Genomic DNA, 17,087 nt, shown 5'->3' with positions numbered 1-17,087 from the left:
CGTGAAGGCCCCCTTCCCTCGGCTCAGCCGAGGGAAGGGGGCCTTCACGCGGAGACAGAAGCGTCAGCCGGCGATGTCGGCCCGCGCGATCACCTTCGTGATCCGCGCGCGCACCAAGGACTCCTCGGGTACGGCGTTCCGCTTGCCGTAGGCCTCGGCCTTGTCCTCGCCCATGTACCGGCCGCCGAGCCTGGTCGCCCATTCGAGCATTTCGTCGAGGTCGTGGTGCAACACGGCTTCGGCGGTGAACTGCACGTACGAGTAAGGCGGCTTCTGGTCGTCGACGGCGAGCGAGAGCCGCGGGTCGCGCCGCAGCGCCTTCCCCTTGAGGGTGTCCGTGCCGGTGGTGAAAATCAGTTCGTCACCGTCCGGCCCCTCGTTCAGCAGGAACCACACCGGCGTCACGATCGCCGCCCCGTTCGCCCGGACCAGGCCCAGCATGCCCGTCCGCGTCCCCGCGCTCGCGAACTTCCACCATTCGTCCCTGTTCATTTCACGCATGAACCAGACGCTACCGCCGCCTTGGGGGCCGGGCACCCAGGTCACCCGTGCGGGGTGCCGGTGGCGGCGACTAGCCTGGCCTGCTGTGCGAGACGACGAGCTGACCGGGATGGGGCTGGCCGACGAGGGGCTGACCCGCCGCCTCAAGGCGCTGGCCTGCACAGCGCCCTTGCACGACCTCGACGCGCGCAAGTCGAAGCTGGACTGGGCGGACGCCACGATCTACCAGATGGCCGAGATCGCCCTGCACACGATCGACCAGGTCACCGTGTCGATGGACTTCGACACCGGCGCCGACCACGATCAGGTGATCGCGCGGCTGCTGCCGTTCGTCGCCCTCCAGGCACCCGGCCGGACACCGGACGAGCACGCCAAGGTCGCCCGCTGGGTGCTCGACAACCTGATCAACGTCGGCACCACCGATCGCGGGTTCCGCCGCGTCTACGGTTCCATCGGACCGGGCGGCGGCTACCAGCGCCGCCAGTTCGACTTCAAGCTGCTCGTCGAGCTGGCCGCGCCCGACGGCGAGGTCTACCTGCGGGCCACCGACGAGGCGATCAACGTGCTCGTCGGCGCGCTGGACACCGACGTCGAGTCCGCGCAGATCGCGGCCGAGGTCAAACTGGAGAACCTGATCAACCGCGGCCGCCTCGCCGACGCCAAGCTCGCCGCCGAACAGGCCCGCTACCGCACCGTCCAGTACGGCGAGACCCTTCGCGCCAAACTCGACGCCACCCGCCGCGACGTGCGCGCGGTCGACTGGGAGCGTGAGGTCCCGGATCTGCTGGACCAGGCGCTGTCCCATATCGAGTCCCGGTTCCGCGCCGAGAACGCGATCCTCAAGAACATCACCGCGTCACGGGACGAGACCGAAGACCTCGACCGCAAACGCCGCGCCGCCGAACTCGTCGACATCGTCGGCGACTGCATCCGCCGCCACACGCGGCTCCAGTCGCGGCTCGCCGACGCGGGCGCGGTGTTCCGCGCCGAACAGGACCGCCAGCAGTTCTCCGGGCCGCCGCAGCGCGCCACGATCGACCTGTTCGGCCAGCTCCTGATGCCGACGCTGGGCTTGCCGATCGCCGAGGCCGTCGCGCCCGCCGAGTCGTTCTTCCACGCCGGTGCCGGGATCTCCCCGCCGACCGTGCCGTCGCTGTCCTCGCTGGTGTCGCTGCTGCTGCGGCCCGCGCCCGAGCGCGATCAGCTCGTCGGCGAGATCCCCGAGCCCGAGCTGATGCCCGCCGACGTCACCGACAAGTTCGGCGACGAGCAGTGGCGCCTCGCCGACGACCTGCTCGACCTCCCGGAGGTGCCGCGACGGCTGTCCGGGCTGCTCGAAGAGGCCCGCCGGATCGATCCCGGGCTGCCCGCCCTGGTCGCACTGCGGGCGGTGCACGCCTACAGTCCCGAGGTCGGCGCGGCGCTCCGGCAGGGGGAGCGCCAGGTGCTGCTGGCCGTCGACGACGGCACGTTGCTCGAAGACCCCGAGTTCGGCGGAGCGGATCTCCTGCTCTCGTCCGCCAGGGTCGATCGCCACGAAGAAGAGGAGGAGGTCGCGTGACGACCACAGGGGACGTCGAATCCGCGGCCCGGCTCGTCTCGTTCGGCATGCGCCCGAAGCAGCTCCCGTCACGGGACGTCGTGTACGGCGATCTCGTCCGGCGCTACGGCGAGGACAGGGCGTTCAAGCAGCTCACGCACGCGGTCGCGGCCGGGCTCGGGCTGATGGTGCTGGAGGTCAACCTCCAGGCGGGTGCCGTGCTGGCGGCGACCGACGAGTCCGTCTTCGAGATCAAGATGGACAGCTACGCGCGGCAGAGCAAGATCCGCGAACGCCGGGAGACCGAGAAGGTCCTGCACGGGCTCGTCCACCTGGCCACCGCCGCGCTCGGCTACCCGCGGCCGGACGACCTCGCCAACGACACCTACATCGGCCGCGTCAGTGTCGAGCAGGTGGACGCGATGGTGCGCGAGGCCTGCCGGATCCTCGACGAGCGCGCGGCGGAGGCCGAAGCGAACAACGACCCGTTGGCCGACGCGCCCGAACTCGAACAGGCATGGCGGGCCTACGCCCGGCGCCCGGCGGCCGCCGCGACCAAGGACGGCAGGCTGGCCTCGGACACCACGCGCGGCATGGTCGCGCGGGCCCTGCGTTTCCTCGCCGATCAAGGCTTTCTCGTCCAGGTCAGCGGAGAGCAGGGCGGGACCTACCGGACGACACCGCGCTACCAGGTGCAGGTGCGGGAACTCGCCGCCGACGCGGCCTTCGACGACCTGCTGGAACTGAACGTGGTCTCGGTCGCCAATGGTGGCGGGACGTTGCGCGCGGCCGCTTCGGACACGCTTTAACAAGGGGAGTCGATGTACGAGCTTTCGCGGGTTCGCCTGCACTCGGTGGGCCCGGCGGGCGCGCGGTACCAGGACGTCGTGCTGGACTTCAGCGGCGTCGGCGCCGCCATCACCGCGCCCAAACAGGACGCGCTGTTCAGCGCCGGGATCCACCTGGCGGGGGAGGGGCCGCCGCGGCGCCCGTCGCCGGCGAGCGTGCTGTTCCTGGAGAACGGCGGCGGCAAATCCGTCCTGATCAAGCTGATCTTCTCGGTCATGCTGCCCGGCCGCCGCCAGGTCGTCGGCACGACGAACACCAAGGTGCTGGAGAAGTTCGTCGCCGCCAAGGACGTTTCGCACGTCGTACTGGAGTGGCTGCAGGTCGAGACCGGCCACCGGGTGATCACCGGCAAGGTGTCGGAATGGCGCGGGCACGTGGTGTCGGCGGACTCGGAGAACCTCGTCGATTCCTGGTACTGCTTCCGGCCGACGCCTTCGCTCGATCTGGACTCGCTGCCGCTGACGTCGGACGGCAGGCTGCTGACGATGTCCGGCTTCCACGACCAGCTCGACAAGGTGCACGGCGGCGAGCCGGAACTGGAGCTGTTCTGGACCCGGCGGCACCACGAATGGACGTCGCGGCTCGACGGTCTCGGCCTCGACACCGAGCTTTTCCGGTACCAGCGCGCGATGAACGCCGGTGAGGGCGAGGCGGCCGACGCCTTCGCCTTCAGCACCGACGAGGCGTTCGTCGAGTTCCTGTTGCGCGCGGTGCTTTCGGAGGAGGAGCCGAAGGACCTCGCCGAGGTCGTCGCGACCTACGCGCACAACCTCGCACAGCGCGGGGATCTGTTGTCGGAGCGGGATTTCGTCGCGGGCGCGCTCGATCTGCTCACGCCGCTGGCGGAGGAGGAAGGCGTCGCCGCCGCGTCACGGAAACTCGCCGACGCGGCCCGCGCCGAGATGCGGACGCTGGCCGCCCAGGTCGCCGCCCGCGACAAGCTGGAGAACGAGCGGCTGAGCGGGCTCGAACAGCATGTCGACGAGGTGAAGTCCGCGGAGAAACTGGCCGAGGGCGACCACCGCCGTCTCGCCGCCGGGGTCACCGAACTCCGCCGCCTGGTCGGGAAACTGCGGCTCGACGAGGCGCAGGAAAGCAAGAAGCGGATCGACGGCGAGCTGGCCGAGGCCAAGACCGCCGCCGAGGCGTGGCGTGAATGCACGACCGTGCTCAACCACCTCAACGCCGCCCGCAAGGCACGCGATTTCCGGGAACTGGTGGGGACTCGCGAGCAGAAGGCGCAGCCCGCGCTGCAGGCGCGCAACGCCGCAGCGGGCGCGCTCGCCAGGGGACTGCTGGGGCTGGCCAAGAACGCCACCGAGCAGGCGGCGAAAGCCGAAGCCCATGTCGGCGCCCTGCGGGCCGAGGCGGAGAAGGCGCAGGCGGAACGCGACGAGTCGGCGAACCTCGCGGCCTCGCGGCGGGCGGAGGCTCGCGGGCTGGGTGCGCGGATCGCCGAGATCCGGGACGAGATCGCGGAAACCGTCCGGTCCGGCGCGCTCAAGGCCGGGGAGGACGTCGCCGAAGCGGCACGCGCGGCCAGGGCCGAGGCCGAGACGACCGCCGCGGAACTCGTCCGCCGTGAACAGGAACTCGAACGCGTCGCCGAGGACCTTCGTGCCGCGCAGGCCACGGTCAACGACGCGCACCGCCTCGCGGGGTCCACAAAGGACCGGCTGGAACGCGCGGCCGACGAACTCGACCGCGCCAACCGGCGCACCGACGCGCTCGCCGTCGAACCCCGGCTGAGCGAACTCCTCGGCGCGGACGACGTCACGCTGGAGACGGATCTCCCGGTGCTGCTGGAGCGCCTTCGCGAGGCCGGTTCGGCCGCGGAGAAGGAACAGACCGCGTTGCGGATGGAGGAATCCGTCGACGAGCGCGCGCTGAACGCGCTCGGTTCGGGAGGCCTCCTGCCCGCTCCGGAAGAGGTCCAGGCCGCGCTCGACGCGCTGGAGGCCGCCGGGATGAACGCGTGGTCCGGCTGGCGCTATCTGTCCACTTTGGACAAGAAGCGGCGGGCGGCCGTGCTGGCCCGCGCTCCCCAGCTGGTCTCGGGGATCCTGCTGAACGAACCGGAACAGGTGCGCCTCGCCGAGAAGGTCCTGGCGGAGCGGCGTCTGCTGCCCAGCACGATCATCCCGGTCGCGACCACCGAGGCCACCACGACCGACCGTCTGCCGGGCGAGGCCGGGATCGAATTCCTCGTGCCGCCCAACCCGGCGATGTACGACGAGGAAGCCGCCGACGCCGAGCGTGAGGCCATCGCGCTCCGGCACGCGGAACGCCAGCGGCGGCTGGAGGCGCTGGCGACGTCGCTGGCCGACGACAGCGCGTTGTCGTGGAAGCTCAAGACCTGGCGCGAGGACTACCCGCCCGGCAGCATCGCGACGCTCGCCGAGCAGCTCCAGAACGCGCGCACCGCGCACGAGACGGCGTGTACGGCGTTGGAGCAGGCCGAAAAGGAGTTCCAGCGGCTCGGGGAGAAGGCCGCCGGGCTGCGGGAACGGATCCCCGAACTGCGCACCGCCTCGGCCGAGGCGGGGGAGCGCGTTCGCGGGCTGGAAGCCCTCGCCACACGCGCCGCGAAGATCCCCGAGTGGACGGACGACGTCGAACGCGCGACCGAGATCGCCGAGCGGGCCGAGGCCACGGCGTCCGAAGCCGCGGTGAAGGCGTCCCGGCTGCGAGAGCAGGCGGGCGAGGAACAACGCACCGCCGACGGGCACCGGCGCACGGCGACGACCGCGAAGGCGGAACTGGCCGAGGTGCCGGGATCGAGCGACGTCACCGAGGACGACGCCGTGCCCGCCGAACCGGTGGACGCGTTGCGGCGTACCTTCGCGTCGGCTTCCGAGGCGTACGCGAAGGTGGAGGTCGGCAGCGATCTCCGCGCCGAACTCGACCAGGCCGAAAGCGTCGAGGCGTCCGCGCGGGCGGCTCTCGAAGCGTTGGACGACGCCGTCCGCGAGCGGGCTTCGGCGCTGCTGGAGACGCCGGACGGCTCCGACGCTTCGGCGCGGGCCGCGGCGCAGGCGCGGGCGAACCGGGCCGTCGCGGTACTGGAGGAGGAGCGCACCGAGATTGTCGGCCTGGTCGCGACCCGCAAGGCGGAGCTGGGCCAGCTTCCGGAACAGCCGTCTGCGCTCGCCCTCGACGCGAGGCCGAAGGACATCGAGCACGGCCTGGAGCTGATCGACGAAGCCGGTCTCGAAGTGTCCGCCGCCGCACGGAAATGGGAGGAACTGCAGGAGCGCCGCGCCGCGGCCGAAGCGACGCTGGAGTCCGCTAAGACGTCCGCGTCCGGGTTCGGTCTGCTCGCCGAATCGATGGCGCATCTGTTGTCCAAAGAGGACGAACAAGCGCCCTTCGAGGGCGACGTCGAATCCGCGCGCACCAAGCACTCCCGGCTCAACACGGCGCTCACCGAGGCTCAGGACGCGGCCGACGCGGGAGACCGCCGGGTGCGGGCCGCGGCCGACCAGCTGGCGCAGTACGCCACGGACAAGCGATTCGAAAAGCTCAGCACACCGGTGCGGCAGCAGGTGATCTCGGTCCGCCGCGACCAGTTGCCCGCCCACGCCGGGGAATGGGCGGAGGCGTTGCGGCCCCGGCTGCGGACGCTCACCGACGACCTCGCGCAGATCGACCGGCACCGCGGCGGCATCATCACCCGCCTGCAGGGCATGGTCGACGGCGCGCTGCGCACACTCCGTGCGGCGCAACGGGTCTCACGGCTGCCGGACGGTCTCGGCGACTGGTCGGGCCAGGAGTTCCTGCGGATCCGCTTCACCGAACTCGAAGAGAACGTGCTCGCCGAGAAACTGGGCGAGGTCGTCGACGAGGCCGCGGTGGGGAAGACCTCCGACGGCCGGGACGTCAAACGGGACGGGCTTTCGCTCGTGCTGCGCGGCGTGCAGGCCGCCGCCCCCAAGGGTTTCCGGGTCGACATGTTGAAGCCGGATTCGGTGCTGCGGACCGAACGGCAGCGCGTCTCCGAGATCCGGGACGTGTTCTCCGGCGGGCAGCAGCTGACCGCGGCGATCATCCTGTACTGCACCCTGGCCGCACTGCGGGCGAACAACCGCGGCAAGGCCCGCAACCGGCATTCGGGCGTGCTGTTCCTCGACAACCCGATCGGCCGCGCGTCGGCGGGCTACCTGCTGGAACTGCAGCGCGCGGTCGCGGAGGCGCTGGGGGTCCAGCTGATCTACACCACCGGCCTGTTCGACGCCGGCGCGCTGAGCGAGTTCCCGCTGATCGTGCGGCTGCGCAACGACGCGGACCTGCGGGCGGGGCGCAAGTACCTGTCCGTCGACGCGACGATCCGGAACGCGACCGACGAACTCGGCGAGCCGGACGGTGTCGCGCGGCTGTCGGCGACGCGGCTGTTCACGCGGCCGTCCGAGGAGCCTGAGCAGGAGGAAGAGACGGCCTGACGCGCAGGGTGGCACACCGTGCCACCCTGCGCTATCCTCGGGTCATGAGCGTTCAGCACGAGATCTCCCAGCGCGATCTCCGGAACCGGTCCGGTGAGATCATGGACGCGGTCGAGCACGGCGAGACCTTCACCGTGACCCGCAGCGGCTCGCCCATCGCCCAGCTGGTCCCGCTTTGTCGCCGGCATGCCGTTTCGCGGGACCAGTTCGCCGCCGGCTCGGCCAACGCTCCGCTCATCGACCCGGACAGGTTCCGCGCCGACCTCGAAGACGCTTTCGAAGGGGAGGCGGAAGATCCCTATGGCCGCTGAGGTCCATGGCCTGCTCGACACGAACATCCTCATCCTCCGGCGGGCGATCGACCACGCCCAGCTGCCGGATCTGATGTCGATCAGCACGATCACGCTCGCCGAACTGTCGGCGGGTCCGCACTACGCCACCGATCCGGCCGAGCGGGCCCGGCGTACGGATCTGCTGCAACGGGTGGAGTCCGAATTCGACCCGCTGCCCTTCGGCACCGAGGCGGCCAGGATCTTCGGCCGGGTGTCGGCGTCCGTGCTCGCGATGGGCAGGACACCTCGGCGCCGGGTGGCTGATCTGATGATCGCCAGCGTGGCCGTCGCGCACCGAATGCCGCTCTATACAACGAATCCGCAGGATTTCGAAGGCTTGAAGGAGCTTCTCGAGGTCGTTCCGGTCACCCGGCCGGCGTGAGGCACGCCCGAATCGAGGCCCGGTACTGCCCGGGTGCGTGGCCACGGGCGCGCCGGAACGCCCGGCTGAACGCGTACACCGACGTGTAACCGACGTAGCGCGCGATGGTGTCCACCGTGTCGTCGGTGTCGCGCAGCCGGACCGCGGCCAGGTCCATCCGCCACAGGGTCAGGTAGTCCCCGGGCGTCCGCCCGGTGGTCTCACGGAACCGGCGGGTCAAGGTGCTGCGTGACGTCGCCAGTTCCGCCGCGAGCACGTCGGTCGTCCACGGTTTCGCCGGCTCCTCGTGGATCTTGGCCAAGGCCACGCTGATCAGCGGGTCGCCGAGGACACCGAGCCAGGTTCCCCGCGTCTCGGCCGGTTTCTCGGTCCGCCAAGCGCGGAGCAGCTGAACCAGAAGGATGTCGACGAGCCGGTTGAGGACGAAGTCGGTGGCGATCTGCGGGCTGGCCAGTTCCCGCGACAGCAGCCGGACGGTGTCGTCCAGCCCGTCGCGGCCGCGGTTCGCGCGGATGTGGACCACCTCCGGCAGGGTGGCGAGCACCTGGGTGGACACCGCCGGGTCGTAGTCGTAGGACGCGCCGAGGACGTGTGTCTCGACCTCCCCGGAGCCGAGACGCAGCACGCCGCCGCAGTCCCGTGCCTTTTCCGCCGCGGTGCACAGGTTGGGAATGATCGCGACGCCCGGGGCGCTGCGCAGGGTGTGCTCCGGCCCGTTCGGCAACAGCACCACGTCGCCGGGCATGAGTTGCCGCGGTGGCTGCCCGGCCAGTTCCAGCCAGGCCGTCCCGCAGGTCACGGCGTAGAAGGCGGCGCGGGTGATGCCGTGCCAGAGGATGCCCCACGGCCCGGACGCCTCGATACGTGCGCCGGCTGTTCCCCGGACACCGCCCACGGCGAGCACTTCGGCCAAGAGGTCCATGAAGGCGATGGTAATGCGACAGATGGATATGTTCATGGCGGTTTTGAGCATCGATACGGTCACTGTGTGCGTCATACGATCGAGGTCATGACAGACACGTTCGACTTCGACAAGATCAACCGAAGCGTGATCGCCGAGTTCCGCGAGACGGGCGGCAAGGCGGGTGGCATGTTCGAGGGCTACCCGCTCGTGCTCGTCCACCACACCGGCGCGAAGTCCGGCACCGAGCGGATCGCGCCGCTCGTCCCGCTCCTCGAGGACGACCGGATCTACATCTTCGCGAGCAAGGGCGGCGCCGACGACAATCCGGCGTGGTTCCACAACCTGGTCGCCAACCCCGACACCAAGGTCGAGCTCGGCACCGAGACCTTCCCGGTCCGCGCACGCGTCCTTTCCGGCGCCGAGCGCGACGAGGTCTACGCCAGGCAGTCGGCCGTCATGCCGCAGTTCGCCGAGTACCAGAGCAAGACCAGCCGGGTGATCCCGGTGTTCGAACTGGAGCGCGTCTAGCCCGTCGTGAGTGGTGAGGACGGTTCTGATGAGAGGTAAGTCAAACGTGGCGTGACGGAGTTGGTGGCGAGAGCATGCTCACCACAGAGACCTGGCGCGCTCTTGACTGTCCACAAGAGACACATTCAGAGGCAAAATGCCCGATTTGGCCACTTTGTGCAGGGGGCGTGAGTGATTTGGGTGGTTCTAACCCTCATTATCACTCACGACCCCCGTCCAGAAACGGGCATAAAGGCATCAAGTGGATGCCGGATCGACGCGATATGTCCCTTGTGGACACTCGGGATCAGGCCTGTCTGCATCGCCAGTCCAGACTCACGTCGCATGGGCTTTCTTTCCCGTCTGCAGCTGGCGAAGAACGTCTAGTGGCACGCCACTCTTGACCTTCCCCTCAATAACCGTCCTCACCACGGGCGACCACCGGTTTGGGTCCCTGAAGTACATGAAGGCCCCCCTTCATTGCGCTAGACGCAGTGAAGGGGGGCCTTCATGTACTTGGGGAAGGTGTGAAGGTCGAGTTTCCTCGGCTGAGCCGAGTGATGGGGGCCTTCACGCGCCGCCGTGGTGATTGCTGTGGTTGCTGGTGCAGGTGGGCTGCGGGTGGCGATCTCTGAAGGTCGTGAAGGCCTCCTTCACGGACCCGACCCGCGATCAGCCGCGGCCAAAGTCCAGTAGGTACTCATGGAACCCTTCGCCCTAGCCGTCCTCGCCACTCACGAGCCCCACGCCGATCCGGCGCTTTTGTCGGACCCCGGTGATAGAACCGACCCGTGACCCCCAAGATCGACACCGCGCAGCGCCGCGCCCGCCTCGCGACGCGTCATCGCCTCACCACGCCCGCCGAGTCGGTGCTCGCCGCCGCGGACGCGGTCGTCGCGCTGCACGCCACAGATCCGGCGTCGGTGCACCTCTCGGCGTGGGCGCGCGTGAAGGGCGACGGCGTCGCCGAACTGGAGAGCGCGCTCTACGAGGAGCGCACGCTGATCCGGATGCTCGGCATGCGCCGCACGGTCTTCGTCCTCGGGCACGAGAACGCGGCCCTCGTGCAGGCCGCGTGTTCCGCCGACATCGCCAAGAAGCAGCGCCGCCTGCTCGAACAGCACCTCGCCACGCAGGGCCATCCGGAGAACGTGCCGGAGCCGGAACGCTGGCTCGCCGAGGTCGAGGACGCGACGGAGCGCGCGCTGAAGGCCCGCGGTTCCGCAACGGCGCAGGAGCTCTCCCAGGACGAGCCGCGCCTGAAGCAGCAACTCCTGATGGCGAAGGGAAAGCCGTACGAGGCGATCGCCAACGTCACCAGTCGCGTCCTGTTCCAGCTCGCGGTCGACGGCCGCATCGTGCGCGGCCGCCCGCGCGGCAGCTGGATCAGCAGCCAGTACCACTGGGCGCCGATGGCGGGCTGGCTGCCGCAGGGCCTCGCGGATTGGGACGCCGGCGCCGCCAGGGTCGAGCTCGCCCGAAGGTGGCTCTACGCCTACGGGCCTGCCCCGATCGCGGACCTCCGCTGGTGGACGGGCTGGACGATCGGCCAGACGAAGAAGGCGCTCGCGGAGATTCAGCCGGTCGAGGTCGATCTCGACGGTGTCCCCGGCGTGGTGCTCGCCGACGATCTGGAGCCGGTCGCGGAGCCGGAGCCCTGGGTCGCCCTGCTCCCGTCCCTCGACCCCACGGCGATGGGGTGGATCGAGCGCGACTGGTACCTCGGCCCGCACAAGGCGCCGCTGTTCGACGGCACCGGCAACATCGGGCCCACCGTCTGGGCCGACGGCCGCATCGTCGGCGGCTGGGCGCAACGGGCGGACGGCGAGGTCGTCCATCACCTCCTGGAGGACGTGGGCGCGGACGTCGAACGGGCCGTCGAGGCGGAGGCGAACCACCTGGCCGAGTGGTTCGGGGAGGTGCGAGTCACGCCACGCATGCGCACGCCACTGGAGCGACGGCTAGCACAGTGAAGCTGAGAGTTTTCCCAAGACGTCCTGGTAGCGACGCACTTAATCGATTCTTGACCTGACCCACGGAGTGGTGGAAGTCTCGTCAGGGCAAAGAGGGTGGCCCGAGCACGCACGCTAGGGTTGCGCCCGAGTAAAGGACGTCTTACCGGGGCGATCCCGGACGAGTCTCAAGGGAGTGGCAGCAGTGACGGTTCGCGTAGGTGTCAACGGCTTCGGCCGCATCGGCCGCAACTTCTTCCGGGCCGTGCAGGCCGCCGGTCACGACATCGAGGTGGTCGCGTTCAACGACCTCGGCGACGTCGCCACCATGGCCCACCTGCTGAAGTACGACTCCATCCTCGGCCGCTTCCCGGGCGAGGTCAGCGTCAGCGACGAGGGCATCGTCGTCGACGGCAAGACGATCAAGGCCCTCGCCGAGCGCGACCCGGCCAACCTGCCCTGGGGCGACCTCGGCGTGGACGTCGTCGTCGAGTCGACCGGGTTCTTCACCAACGGTGACGCCGCCAAGGCGCACATCGCCGGTGGCGCCAAGAAGGTCATCATCTCCGCGCCCGCCAAGGGCGAGGACCTGACCGTGGTGCTGGGCGTCAACGACGACAAGTACGACGGTTCGCAGACGATCATCTCGAACGCGTCCTGCACCACCAACTGCCTCGGCCCGCTGGCCAAGGTCCTCAACGACGCCTTCGGCATCGAGCAGGGCCTGATGACCACGATCCACGCGTACACGCAGGACCAGAACCTGCAGGACGCGCCGCACAAGGACCTGCGCCGCGCCCGCGCCGCCGCGCTGTCCATGGTCCCGACCTCGACCGGTGCCGCCAAGGCCATCGGCCTGGTCCTGCCGGAGCTCAACGGCAAGCTCGACGGCTACGCGGTCCGCGTCCCGGTCCCGACCGGTTCGGCCACCGACCTCACCGTCACGCTCTCCAAGAGCGCGACCATCGAGGAGATCAACGCCGCGTACAAGGCCGCAGCCGAGGGCCCCCTGGCCGGCATCCTGCGCTACAGCGACGACCCGATCGTCTCGGCCGACATCGTCACCGACCCGGCGTCCTGCATCTACGACGCGCCGCTGACCAAGGTCATCGGCAACCAGGTCAAGGTCGTCGGCTGGTACGACAACGAGTGGGGCTACTCCAACCGCCTCGCCGACCTCGTCAAGCTCGTCGGCACCAAGCTCTCCTGAGCCATGGCGCTGAAGAACCTCGAAGACCTGCTGGGCGAGGACGTCTCAGGCCGGTACGTGCTCGTGCGTTCCGACCTGAACGTCCCGCTCGACGGGGACAAGATCACCGACGACGGCCGCGTCCGCGCGGCCCTGCCGACCCTCAAGCGGCTCGCCGAGGCGGGCGCGAAGGTGGTCGTCACGGCGCACCTCGGCCGTCCGAAGGGCGAGCCGGACCCGAAGTTTTCGCTCGCGCCCGTCGCCGCGAAGCTCACCGAACTGCTCGGCGTCGACGTCCCGCTGGCCGGTGACCTGGTCGGCGAGTCCGCCAAGGCCACCGTCGCCGGTCTGACCGACGGCCAGGTGGCCCTGCTGGAGAACGTGCGTTTCGACGCGCGCGAGACCAGCAAGGTCGAGGCCGAGCGTCAGGAGCTGGCCGCCGAGCTGGCCGCGCTCGTCCCGGGCGGCGCGTTCGTCTCCGACGGTTTCGGTGTCGTGCACCGCAAGCAGGCCTCGGTCTACGAGATCGCGCGGGCGCTTCCGGCGTACGCGGGCGGCCTCGTGCTGGCCGAGGTCGACGTCCTCAAGAAGCTCACCGAGGACCTCGCGCGGCCGTACGTCGTCGTCCTCGGCGGCGCGAAGGTGTCGGACAAGCTGGGCGTCATCGCCAACCTGCTGACCAAGGTCGACAGGCTCCTCATCGGCGGTGGCATGGCGTACACCTTCCTCAAGGCCCAGGGCCACGAGGTCGGGAACTCGCTGCTGCAGGAGGACCAGCTGGAGCAGGTCCGCGGCTTCCTCGCCGAGGCGGAGAAACGCGGCGTCGAGCTGATCCTGCCGGTGGACGTCCTCGCCGCGACGGGCTTCGCCGCCGACGCGGAGTTCGACGTCGTCGATGCGACGGCCATCCCGGCCGGGCGCATGGGGCTCGACATCGGCCCGAAGTCGCGTGAGCTGTTCGCGGGCAAGCTGGCCGACGCGGCGACCGTGTTCTGGAACGGCCCGATGGGCGTGTTCGAGTTCGAGTCCTTCGCCGGCGGCACCCGTGCCGTGGCCGAAGCGCTGGTCGAGAGCGACGCCTTCACCGTGGTCGGCGGTGGCGACTCCGCCGCGGCCGTGCGGCAGCTCGGCCTGCCGGAGGACGGCTTCTCGCACATCTCGACCGGCGGCGGCGCGTCGCTGGAGTACCTGGAGGGCAAGGAACTGCCCGGAGTCGCTGTGCTGGGAGAGAACGACTAGTGGCGCGCAAACCGCTCATCGCCGGCAACTGGAAGATGAACCAGAACCACCTCGAAGCCATCGCGCTGGTTCAGAAGATCGCCTTCGCCCTGCCGGAGAAGTACTACGCGAAGGTCGACGTCGCGGTCCTGCCGCCGTTCACCGACATCCGCAGCGTCCAGACGCTGACCGACGGCGACAAGCTGTCGCTCACCTACGGCGCCCAGGACCTGTCGCCGCACGACTCCGGCGCCTACACCGGTGACGTGTCGGGCCCGATGCTGGCGAAGCTGGGTTGCAGCTTCGTCACCGTCGGGCACTCGGAGCGGCGTGAGTACCACGGCGAGTCCGACGAACTGGTGAACAAGAAGGTCAAGGCCGCGCTCAAGCACGGCATCACGCCGATCCTGTGCGTGGGGGAGAAGCTCGAGGTCCGCGAGGCCGGGGAGCACATCACCCACACCACGACCCAGCTGGTCGAGGGCCTCAAGGGGCTCAAGGCCGAGCAGGTCAAGGACGTCGTCGTCGCCTACGAGCCCGTCTGGGCGATCGGGACCGGCAAGGTCGCGACCCCGCAGGACGCCGAGGAGGTGTGCGGAGCCATCCGTGCCACCCTCGCCGAGAAGTACGGTGCCGAGGTCGCGTCCTCGGTCCGCGTGCTCTACGGCGGCTCGGCCAAGGCCAACAACATCAGTGACCTCGTCGCCTGCGAGAACATCGATGGTGCGCTCGTCGGTGGTGCCAGCCTGGATGGTGACGAGTTCACCAAACTCTGCGCACTCGCCGCGGGCGGGCCCCTGCCCTGATCGGGGCACCTACCGGGTAACCTGGGTATCCGGTCCGTCACACAGCAGTGGACGAGTCCAGGAGTACGGTGTGTTCTGGCGGTCAAGAGCCGCTGGTGGCACACCGTTTTCCTGCATTCTCCAAGAGCGCAGAGGATGACATGAAGCTGTTCCTGCAAATCCTGTTGATCGCCTCCAGCGTGCTGCTGGTGGTCGCCGTGTTGCTGCACCGCGGCCGTGGTGGCGGTCTGTCTTCGCTGTTCGGTGGCGGTATGCAGTCGAGCCTCTCCGGCTCGAGCGTGGCCGAGAAGAACCTCGACCGGATCACGCTGCTGCTGGGCGCGGTGTGGCTGATCAGCATCATCGGCCTCGGGCTCCTGCTCAAGGTCTGATCGATCCAGGTGTTTCGGCGTGCCTATGGGGGGCGCGCCGCCGATCCCTATAGGTGTGAGGATTCATGGTTGGCGGTAACGCGATTCGGGGCACCCGTGTGGGTGCCGGGCCTTCGGGCGAATCGGAGCGGGGTGAGTCGGCGCCGCGGCGCCGGATTTCCTACTGGTGCGCCAACGGGCACGAGGCACAGCCCTCGTTCTCGATGGACGCCGAGATTCCCGACGAGTGGGATTGCCCGCGTTGCGGGCTCCCCGGTGGGCAGGACGAGAAGAACCCTCCTGCCGCGCCGCGGACCGAGCCTTACAAGACTCACCTCGCGTACGTGAAGGAACGGCGTTCCGACGCCGACGGCGAGGCCATCCTCGCCGAGGCGCTGGAGCGGTTGCGCCAGCGCCGGGAGATCTAGCCTTCGCTCACCGGTCGAGCGGGTACCGGGCACGCACCCGGAACCCGCCGTCCTCGGTGTCGGCGGTTTCGAAGCTCCCACCCAGCAGTCGAGCGCGTTCGGCCAGCCCGGTCAGCCCGTGCCCTCCCGAGGGCAGGGCCGCACCGGGGGTCCGAGCGCGCTCGTTGCGTATTTCGACCTTGAGCGAACCGTGCTCGCCCTGGATGCGGATGGTCGCGGTGGCCCCCGGTGCGTGCTTGTGCACGTTGGTCAGGCATTCCTGCACGGTCCGGTAGGCCGCCGCCGAAACCTGGCTGGGCAGCAGGTCGGGGATCCGCTCCACGGTGAGGTGCACCGGGACGTCCGAGCCGCGGATCAGCCGGTCGAGTTCGTTGATCCCCGGCCGCGGCCCGTCGTCTTCGGAGCCCGAGCGGAGCACGCTCACGAGTGAACGCAGCTCTTCGAGGGTCTTGGTGCTCAGCTTCCGGATGACCTGCGCGGTTTCGAGCGACCGTGCGTCGGTGGTCTGCGCCTGCAGCGCGCCGGCCTGCATCGCGATCAGCGTGATCTGGTGCGAGACGACGTCGTGCATCTCCCGCGCGAGGCGGGCGCGTTCCTCCGCGCGGACGGCGTCGGCGTGGAAACGGCGCTCGCGGTCGCGGCTGGCGGCGAGTTCGGACAGCTTCTGCGAGATCTCGGTCCGCGCTCCGATGAGCAGGCCAATGGCCACCGGCATGCCGGCGACGATGACGCCGTAGATGCCGTCCAGGACGTGTTCGCGCCAGCTGAGCTCGACGAAGTCGGCCAGGGGCCACTGCACGAACCGGCAGGTGAAGACGAGCGCGAACCCGGTCCAGGTCTGCCAATGCATCTGTTTGCGGGTGGCGAGGAAGCCGAGCGCGATCATCGCGGCCAGTTGCGACCACCCCGCCAGGAAGCCTGGGACGGTGACGATCACCGCGAGGAACGGCAGCTTGCGCCGGAAGGCGAGGCCGAGGCACGCGGCGCCGGACAGGTAGATCGAGTACGGCTGGGCCTTCTCGGGGATCACCAGCCAGACGTCGAGCGCGGCCAGGAAGATCGCGAGCGTGTCGATGCCCAGCGCGACCAGCGCCGGGCGTTTGATCTTGGCGAACGACATGACCCCGGCGGCACGGCGCATCCGGTCGGCGGCGTCCGCTCCGGAGCCGCCCACCGAGATACCTGGCATCGAGAGACCCTCTGTGCTCATCGCTGGCGACCTCACTCGTCTTGTGGACTTGAATGGTGAGACGTGTTCTTCGCCCGATCGGGACGCGCAGGAACGAACAAATGTGCGGATGCTAACGGGTGGATGTACAAGGGCGGTAAGTTTCCCCCAGTCGGGCTAGCGACTGGTCGGTCACTGTCCGTTCTGCGGACAAGTGCATGAACGTTCGGTCGGTCAAGGCGCGGACCGGACCACCCGGGCTCGGTGGTCCGTTGATCGTTCCGACGCGCGAACGGACCGGTTCTGATGCCGAAGTCGGCAAGAGTTGATCTTTGTCACTTTCCGCCCCCAGACGGTTACAGAAGGCGTGATGCCGTGAACGCCTCCTTCACTACCTTCAGCGTAGGGAAGGAGGCCTTCACGGACTTCCGCCATGGGGGTGTCACCGCCGCATCCCCGTGATCAGACCCGTATCTCGCGTGATCGAAGACGTGACTCGCGTGATTGAAGGCGTAACTCGCG

At 69.3% G+C, this 17,087-nt stretch carries 15 protein-coding genes; 12 read left to right on the top strand and 3 right to left on the bottom strand.

Going from position 1 to position 17,087, the window contains the following annotated elements; genetic code table 11:
- Nucleotides 1–63: 63 nt before the first annotated feature.
- A complete protein-coding gene (locus tag AVR91_RS30435; protein ID WP_063273010.1) occupies nucleotides 64–501 on the bottom strand; it encodes a PPOX class F420-dependent oxidoreductase in 438 nt (145 codons plus the stop codon).
- Nucleotides 502–610: 109 nt separating this feature from the next.
- Between AVR91_RS30435 and AVR91_RS30430 the strand changes: the two genes are divergently transcribed.
- Genes AVR91_RS30430 through AVR91_RS30410 form a run of 5 tightly spaced genes read left to right on the top strand, consistent with a single transcriptional unit; the run spans nucleotide 611 to nucleotide 8,043 of the window.
- Nucleotides 611–2,062 carry a hypothetical protein gene (locus AVR91_RS30430; RefSeq protein WP_063273009.1) on the top strand — a complete coding sequence of 484 codons (1,452 nt, stop codon included), beginning with the start codon at nucleotides 611–613 and terminating at the stop codon, nucleotides 2,060–2,062.
- A 47-nt stretch (nucleotides 2,063–2,109) separates the two neighbouring features.
- Nucleotides 2,110–2,850, top strand: a complete 741-nt coding sequence (locus tag AVR91_RS30425; RefSeq protein WP_046199931.1) for a hypothetical protein — start codon at nucleotides 2,110–2,112, stop codon at nucleotides 2,848–2,850.
- 12 nt (nucleotides 2,851–2,862) lie between these two features.
- Nucleotides 2,863–7,329 (top strand): coiled-coil domain-containing protein, encoded by a 4,467-nt coding sequence (locus tag AVR91_RS30420; protein WP_063273008.1) that lies wholly within the window; start codon nucleotides 2,863–2,865, stop codon nucleotides 7,327–7,329.
- Nucleotides 7,330–7,373: 44 nt separating this feature from the next.
- Entirely contained in the window at nucleotides 7,374–7,640 is a 267-nt protein-coding gene (locus AVR91_RS30415) for a type II toxin-antitoxin system Phd/YefM family antitoxin (RefSeq protein ID WP_063273011.1), read from the top strand.
- Entirely contained in the window at nucleotides 7,630–8,043 is a 414-nt protein-coding gene (locus AVR91_RS30410) for a type II toxin-antitoxin system VapC family toxin (protein ID WP_063273007.1), read from the top strand. Before AVR91_RS30415 ends, AVR91_RS30410 begins: the two co-directional genes overlap by 11 nt.
- Here the strand turns inward: AVR91_RS30410 and AVR91_RS30405 are convergent.
- Complete coding sequence (locus AVR91_RS30405; protein WP_063273006.1) at nucleotides 8,027–8,965, bottom strand: AraC family transcriptional regulator; 939 nt, start codon at nucleotides 8,963–8,965, stop codon at nucleotides 8,027–8,029. The genes AVR91_RS30410 and AVR91_RS30405 overlap by 17 nt on opposite strands.
- An 87-nt stretch (nucleotides 8,966–9,052) precedes the next feature.
- On the opposite strand from AVR91_RS30405, the gene AVR91_RS30400 reads away from it, so the two are divergent.
- From AVR91_RS30400 to AVR91_RS30370, 7 genes are all read left to right on the top strand, one after another.
- Nucleotides 9,053–9,475: a nitroreductase family deazaflavin-dependent oxidoreductase gene (locus tag AVR91_RS30400; protein ID WP_063273005.1), complete on the top strand. Its 423-nt coding sequence runs from the start codon at nucleotides 9,053–9,055 to the stop codon at nucleotides 9,473–9,475.
- 770 nt (nucleotides 9,476–10,245) lie between these two features.
- Entirely contained in the window at nucleotides 10,246–11,427 is a 1,182-nt protein-coding gene (locus tag AVR91_RS30395; protein ID WP_063273004.1) for a winged helix DNA-binding domain-containing protein, read from the top strand.
- Between the two features lie 184 nt (nucleotides 11,428–11,611).
- Entirely contained in the window at nucleotides 11,612–12,616 is a 1,005-nt protein-coding gene (gene gap / locus AVR91_RS30390) for a type I glyceraldehyde-3-phosphate dehydrogenase (protein WP_063273003.1), read from the top strand.
- 9 nt (nucleotides 12,617–12,625) lie between these two features.
- Nucleotides 12,626–13,834: a phosphoglycerate kinase gene (locus AVR91_RS30385; protein ID WP_323807902.1), complete on the top strand. Its 1,209-nt coding sequence runs from the start codon at nucleotides 12,626–12,628 to the stop codon at nucleotides 13,832–13,834.
- Nucleotides 13,834–14,619: a triose-phosphate isomerase gene (gene tpiA, locus AVR91_RS30380; protein ID WP_063273001.1), complete on the top strand. Its 786-nt coding sequence runs from the start codon at nucleotides 13,834–13,836 to the stop codon at nucleotides 14,617–14,619. The genes AVR91_RS30385 and tpiA overlap by 1 nt, the downstream gene beginning before the upstream one ends.
- A gap of 140 nt (nucleotides 14,620–14,759) precedes the next feature.
- Nucleotides 14,760–14,990 (top strand): preprotein translocase subunit SecG, encoded by a 231-nt coding sequence (secG, locus tag AVR91_RS30375; protein WP_016333144.1) that lies wholly within the window; start codon nucleotides 14,760–14,762, stop codon nucleotides 14,988–14,990.
- Nucleotides 14,991–15,055: 65 nt separating this feature from the next.
- On the top strand, nucleotides 15,056–15,397 hold the full coding sequence (locus tag AVR91_RS30370; protein WP_034311760.1) for an RNA polymerase-binding protein RbpA: 342 nt from the start codon (nucleotides 15,056–15,058) through the stop codon (nucleotides 15,395–15,397).
- Between the two features lie 7 nt (nucleotides 15,398–15,404).
- On the opposite strand, the gene AVR91_RS30365 is transcribed toward AVR91_RS30370, so the two are convergent.
- A complete protein-coding gene (locus AVR91_RS30365) occupies nucleotides 15,405–16,607 on the bottom strand; it encodes a sensor histidine kinase (protein WP_073847003.1) in 1,203 nt (400 codons plus the stop codon).
- Nucleotides 16,608–17,087: the final 480 nt, after the last annotated feature.

The sequence above is a fragment of the Amycolatopsis keratiniphila subsp. keratiniphila genome, from assembly GCF_001620365.2.
In the GTDB taxonomy this organism is placed as follows: Bacteria; Actinomycetota; Actinomycetes; order Mycobacteriales; family Pseudonocardiaceae; genus Amycolatopsis; species Amycolatopsis keratiniphila.
Note: the sequence above shows the minus strand (reverse complement) of the source record. Positions and strands in the feature narration are given on the sequence as shown.